7 protein-coding genes and 1 pseudogene are annotated in these 6,385 nt (G+C 34.5%); all 8 read right to left on the reverse strand.

What is annotated here, in order from left to right; all coding sequences use genetic code 11:
- On the reverse strand, positions 1-1,260 hold a 1,260-nt coding region (locus C564_RS0130810), incomplete at its 3' end, for a pLS20_p028 family conjugation system transmembrane protein (protein WP_018768134.1).
- Between the two features lie 17 nt (positions 1,261-1,277).
- Positions 1,278-1,481: a hypothetical protein gene (locus C564_RS0130815; RefSeq protein ID WP_033794929.1), complete on the reverse strand. Its 204-nt coding sequence runs from the start codon at positions 1,479-1,481 to the stop codon at positions 1,278-1,280.
- A complete protein-coding gene (locus C564_RS0130820; RefSeq protein WP_018768136.1) occupies positions 1,478-4,198 on the reverse strand; it encodes a VirD4-like conjugal transfer protein, CD1115 family in 2,721 nt (906 codons plus the stop codon). The genes C564_RS0130815 and C564_RS0130820 overlap by 4 nt, the downstream gene beginning before the upstream one ends.
- A 141-nt stretch (positions 4,199-4,339) precedes the next feature.
- Complete coding sequence (locus C564_RS0130830; RefSeq protein ID WP_018768138.1) at positions 4,340-4,771, reverse strand: hypothetical protein; 432 nt, start codon at positions 4,769-4,771, stop codon at positions 4,340-4,342.
- Between the two features lie 73 nt (positions 4,772-4,844).
- The gene (locus C564_RS0130835) at positions 4,845-5,318 is read right to left on the reverse strand and encodes a hypothetical protein (RefSeq protein WP_018768139.1); all 474 of its coding nucleotides are present in this window, start codon (positions 5,316-5,318) and stop codon (positions 4,845-4,847) included.
- Positions 5,319-5,430: 112 nt separating this feature from the next.
- A complete protein-coding gene (locus C564_RS0130840; RefSeq protein WP_018768140.1) occupies positions 5,431-5,832 on the reverse strand; it encodes a hypothetical protein in 402 nt (133 codons plus the stop codon).
- Between the two features lie 19 nt (positions 5,833-5,851).
- Positions 5,852-5,989, reverse strand: coding sequence for a hypothetical protein (locus tag C564_RS37165; protein ID WP_018768141.1), 138 nt, complete (start codon positions 5,987-5,989; stop codon positions 5,852-5,854).
- Positions 5,990-6,163: 174 nt separating this feature from the next.
- Positions 6,164-6,385, reverse strand: a pseudogene (locus C564_RS37170) (hypothetical protein); the annotation flags it as partial.

Consider the following 6,385-nt stretch of genomic DNA (forward strand, 5'->3'; position numbering starts at 1 on the left):
ACCATTTGTTTTCCCTGCATTTTTATATCCATTTGCGATTCCTGCGGCACCAGCACCTGCTTGTAATGCGCCCTTACCTGTACTTTTTAACATGTTACCAGCTTTGGACGCTATATTGCCGGTTGCCTTACGGATTCCCTTTCCAAGTGCGTATCCACCTGCAACGACTCCCCAGCCATTTTTAAGCCCTGCATCAATACCAAAAATACGTTCACAAATAACAGGACCATCTACAACCGCAAGGCTCAAACAAATTAAAGCCAGGACGTAAGCAATCCCATCTACATTTTCATGAATATAATTCATACCGATGAGGTAGAGTTTTAATGAAATAAAGATCATAATCATAATTAAAAAAGAATTTAAGATATTGAGAAGAATGTGCTTTGTCTTCTGTCCGTTTGCCACATCTGCCGGTGCAACTAAGTTTGCTAGAATGTAGCTAAAAGCTAGTTCAAAGCATAATTTTCCAAGTTTGATTGCTGTAAATAACAGTGTCATACCAATGACAAACAGAGATGGAGCGATTTTCCAAAAATCCCAGTCCCAGCGATAGTATTTATCTGGCCAAAAATCAAACCAACCATTTTTCAAGTCTATAAGCACTTCTTTTCCATCTGGTGCAATACTCATTTTCTTTTCTAAAACCTTTATTCCAACATCTGACAACCCGTTATCCTTATTAACTTTAAAGTCTTTATCAATTTTTTCTAAAATATCAACTCTTCTAATGTTCTCTTGTGGAATTTTGTTGGATTCTTTCAGTTTTGTAGTTTTCCACTTTTCTATGTCAAACTGTGCTACATCTGTAAGACCATCCTTTATAATCTTTTCACTTGTAGTTCCACTTCCTTTGAGATCCACTGCCTTGATAGCCTTATCTGTAAATTTATCTGCCTGCATCATCGCTGTACTGAGTAACACAATTACACCCATACTAATAAAAATGTTGACTGCGATTTGTTCTCGATTCGTTTTTCGATTAAATATCAGTGTGTATCCAATATAAATGAGCGAAAAAGCAAATAGTATATACAAAACAGGTTGAAAGTCTCGTACAAAAGACTGTACTTGTTCTGAAGCAAACAACGTTTTTACGAAGAGAATTTTATCTGTAATTCCTTCCAGTGCATCTACCAAATACGACAATCCAATAATTATCATCCAACCAATCGAACGGAGTATATAATTGATAAAGCCACCAATTTCTAAATAATCATTAAACATCTTCAATATTTCCAAGACTTTTTCATCATTCATATTTTCAGCTTCCTCCTTTACGCTCCGAATACATCTTGTATGGTCATATCAAGATGCTCATCTACTTCATCTACCCGAATGACAATAGGTGCTTCACCGACTCCTCCTGGTTGTAAAATCACAACACCATTTGTAAGTCCAATCATTACTTCTCTTCCCGCTTTTACTTGCTTCCCGTAAACTTGTAAAATATGTTGTAAGGGATTGGTTACCTGCATCATACTTCCTCCTTTACACCTTCTTTTTCTAGTAAGCCATCCATAATTTCACCGTATTTCCCATTAATCAAACGATACGTATTCTTATCAATTTGTCCTGTCGTCACTAATATTTTCAAATCGTCAATAAAGCTTTCCATTGTACTTGCCTGAATATCCGCTAACGGTCTATTCCATTGCTTCATACATTTTTTTTCAATTACACTCCAAATAGATCGATGTGTTTCAAAGAATTCTTCCGCTGTTTTTTGTTTCCAATTTTCTAAGGTAAGTGGTTCAAATACACTCGCTGATTCTGTTACTACAACAGGTTCTGATGAATATGCTTCTTCAGGAATTTCAATCTCTTCATCAATATCCGCAAATTGTGGTTCTTCAGGCTCTTCTTCTGAAGGCGTAGGCACAGGTTCTGGTTCAGATCCTGGTACAATTTGTTTTGACTCTTCTGGTTGCCCAGTTGCCTCCTCTTCTTGTTTTGGGAAGAAATCAATTATGAGGTCCCTTGGATTCACATATTCATGTAAAGAACGAATATCGATATCTAAAATAGATTGATCTGTATCAAAATCGTCACCTAAGTATTCCCAACGATATTTCATAACCGTTTTTCCTCGATTCAAAATCGGAAAAGGCTCTATCTTTTCAAATTTATTATCCCTACGTTTCATAAAACGTATAACTGCGCTTTCCCCTTCTTGGAATCTCATTAACTCAGTTGGTGTTAATAATGGTTTCGTATCAATTCCTTCCGTTTTACTCTTATCAATAGACAATCCTTTTCCACTTCGAGACAACGAATTGATTGTTTGATTCCCTAACTTTTCGGATATTTCTTTGGCAGTTTCTTTATTCCCGGATTGAATATAGATTTGATTCCCGCAATTGTCTTGAATCGTTGTACTTGCGTCTCCATATTTCATTTTTAATTGAGGAAGGGCTTGCACAATCAGGTTAAATCGAATATTTCGACCTAAACAGACCGTAACGATATTCCCCATATCATCAATCGGCGGCATATTTCCAAATTCATCCAACAAAAATACTACTTCTCTATGACATTTCCCTCCACGAGCTAAACCAGCATACTTAGATAGCACAAAATATAGCTGTCTAATAAAGATAGAAGCAATCACATGATTACTAGAATCATAATCTGGAACGATCATAAAGACCGCAATTGGTTTTTCAAAGATAACAAGGTTTTCAATTTGTAACCCATCTTGTTTCTCGACAACTTTGTATGTTGTTTTACCTGTATCCTTGTTAATTGTTTGAATTTCTACAATCATTTTCTTCTTTGTTTCGCTTTCCATTACATGGATACGTTGTCCCTTCTTTACTTTTTGCTTAAAGTTCAGTTCAAAACGTCCTTCTGTATCTGTTTTGATACTCTCTTTCGAACCATCCGGGAATATAATTTGCACCCGCACCCTTGGTGTTCCTTTTCCTTGTATGCTTTTCCCAAAGCCAATTCGCTTCAAATCGATACTATTACGGGATGTCATTTTTGCAATTCCTTCGAATGTAAAGATGGATAGTTTACTCATTGTTGTACTAAAAATACCACCTCGTGTTGTGCCACCTTTCGCAAAATTCGAAGTCGCATATTGCATTTTGGCTACACTATCAGCCGGAAGCATTTCAAAATATATATCTAATACATTTTTCGTATTTCCTTGTTTATCAATCACAATCTCTTTCGAACCAAGTTCTGATAACATATTGGCAACCGTGTACATACAAATTTTATCTTCTGTTTTTTCCTCTATACATTTATCTATAATCGCTAAAATTAATGCATTACATAAACTCATCGAACTATTATTCCAAAATGGATCTTTTACATTTGGATTGTAGTAAAGAGAGTAGGATAATGTATTACAAAGTGTTTGGGCTGTCGCTGTATCTCCTTGTTTGTAGGCATCTTTAATGAGTTGAAGCAAGTTATAACTCATGGACTCTAAAGGATTAATTAAATTTAAAACTTCAATATGGAAACCTCGTTGTTCCAACGTTTTTTTAGATGCTGCCAGCAATTCACCCTTCGGGTCATTCGCGATTATGGAGGGTTGTATTTCTGCACGAGAATACGCATCAATCGTTGGAAATACAAAGGTTTCCCCTTTACCAGACCTTGTTGTACCAATAATTAGGTTACTAACTGCCCCATCATCTATGAGTAGCCTTCCCGCTTTTGCACTATCTTTTAATTTTTTAATTTCTTGCCATTTCTCCATCCCTTTTGCATCCATTACCTTTTTCGCTTGTTTTAAAATGGATTTGCATGAAATCACATCATACCGAGAAATGACAACGCCACCTTTTCCCTCATATCTCTCTGTTTTATCTGGAATGGCACGGTACTGCTGTTTAACTTCATCTAAAGTCGCAAAACGAGAGGAATCTTTTTGATTCTGATTCAAGTCTTTAAAGCTCGAGCGAATTTTGTAAGTGAATTGCAATGTACATAAACTCGCGATTAGGACTACTATCACATAAAGAAAAAGAGGATGTTCAAAGGTATATAGATCCTCTATCCCAATATGAAAAGGTTTTGGATGTAATAAATCTGAAAAAGTTGTTTTCACTACCTCTACGATGACGTTTCCTAGAAAATTTGCGATAAGAAAGATTCCACTAAACAAAAAAGTACTCATCGGGATGAGTACTTTCCATTCAGCTAATTTATACTTGAGTGGTGCTTTTTGTTGCACATGCACGTTATCCCCTCCTTTTCATCTTTTGTTTGTCTTTTTCCACAATTTTATATATAGTGTCTTGAATCATTTTTTGAACCTCTACCGTGTAGAAAATAAACATCAGCACAATAAATCCCAACAAAAACATTAAATACGTTACTATCATATCTGATCTCTTTTCTTCAAGTTACATTCTATTTCTTTGTAAAATTTCCATTGTAAGTACCCAATTCGCAGTAAACTTAATATAACAGGTACTACTAATAAAACAGCCATAAAAAGAGATAAAGAATGTATTTTCTGTTCTTCTACAAATGCAATACTAGCAATCACACCAACTGCTATTATAATTGCTAGTGGAATTTCTAATAACAATATTTTTTTCGTCAACTTTCTATCCATAATGAAACGTATTAACAGAACCATTAAGACATAAAACATACCAAAGAGAGTAATTCCATTGATTGTATGACCTTTTGTCCATTCATATCCAGAATCATTTACGCCCCAAACGATATAAGTAATTCCTAATACGCCTAAAATAGTGTAAATTCTTAAACTTATCTTTCTCCCATACGCTATCCATTTTTCCATCTTTATTTTCCTCCTTTTTAGAAAATAAAAGAGCCGGTTGAAGGTTTAACCAGCTTGTGCTCCGTTTTATTTATCATTCGTGTGCCAAAGTATTCTTTTCAGATTGTGACGTCTGTTTTAAGGCTATTCTTATTATTTGTAAACCAACTACGATACCTGTTACAAGGAAAAATAACGGATAAAAAGCTCCATCTTTGTATCCAAGAAAGAAACCGAAAGCAAGAAAACCGCCACAAACACTACTTAACATCACTGTCGATAATCCAAACAAATAGCTTACCTTAAGGATAGTCAATTTTTTATAGTCCTGATCCATTACTAGCACCCCTGTCATGAAACTAGCTCCAATCAAAAGAACTGTCATCAAAAGATACATATCTGCTCTCTCAAAAGCAATACTTGACTCTTGATACCAGGGCATCCAATTTCCTATCCCTTGATACCATGTAATTCCATGCCACCAACCAAACATCCCGACTATTAACAAATAAAGTAATCCTAAAAAATGAACATGATTACTACGAGCCAATTTCTTTATATGATCCATTCCAAATCCCTCTTTTCTATTCAAATTTATACAAAATTCAAATTTGATTAAATTAACCCTCATTAACGGACAGACAATCAATTCCTCTTCAGAAGTTACTCCGCTTGACGACTTATTCTATTTCTTTGACAGTAGCTACATCTGTCCAGTCAATCAAGAGCTCTCCTATATTAGAAGGTTCAAAAACAGTAAGAAATAAATCTTCCATAGTTTTATCATCTACATAACACTTGCATTTAAAATACTCATTGTCCCGTTCGATGAATGTTGTTATTTCGTATTTCTTACCTACTTCAAATTGGTTCATAACTAGTTGTGATCTACCTTTACGTTCTAACTCATGATATTTTTCACGCATATCAAAAGCTATTTCTACATCAGTTTGATAACGTGTTCCTTTAACCATTACCCATAACATATTAAGCATATACTCATCTAATTTGTTTTTATTTCTCGCACTATGTGCATTTGATGCAAGTTCAATCATTCGTTCCTCTTTTGTCTTTTTAGCCAAGTAAAATCACTCCTCCACCTTAGTCAAGAAATATACGCCAATCAACTATTGTTAAAATAAGAATAGGGAATACAAACACAACTTCTATGGGCAACCAATCCATTTTGGGAATTGTTACAATTGGTTGTAATTCCATAACTTCCCCTCCATCTCTCATATTTCTATTTCTCCTATAAATTTCATAATCTATAACAATAACGCTCTGATTATAGTTAAAAGTATTCGTTTACTATCAAAATTTCCTGTATTTCTATATAAAAAGAGCTGGTTGAATATCCAACCAGCTTGCTATCTTTTTTAAAAGAAATCCTAACTTGCACTTAAAGGTTATTCATCGATTTAGCATAATGAATTGAGGAAACTCAATATCAATTTCTATTGGAGGTAGTGTTTGAAAACTTGCTATTACTTTTGTATTAGCTTCTTTCATTTGTTGTAAAAATGATAAAAACCCCTTTACTTCTTCAGCAAATAAGTAAAATGTTTCATCAATTATTACAAAGTCATGTTGTTTAGCTAAATCGATTATTTCTTTGCTCAATTCCACTTTCGG

The organism is Bacillus sp. 105MF (assembly GCF_000374885.1).
Taxonomy (GTDB): Bacteria; Bacillota; Bacilli; order Bacillales; family Bacillaceae_G; genus Bacillus_A; species Bacillus_A pseudomycoides.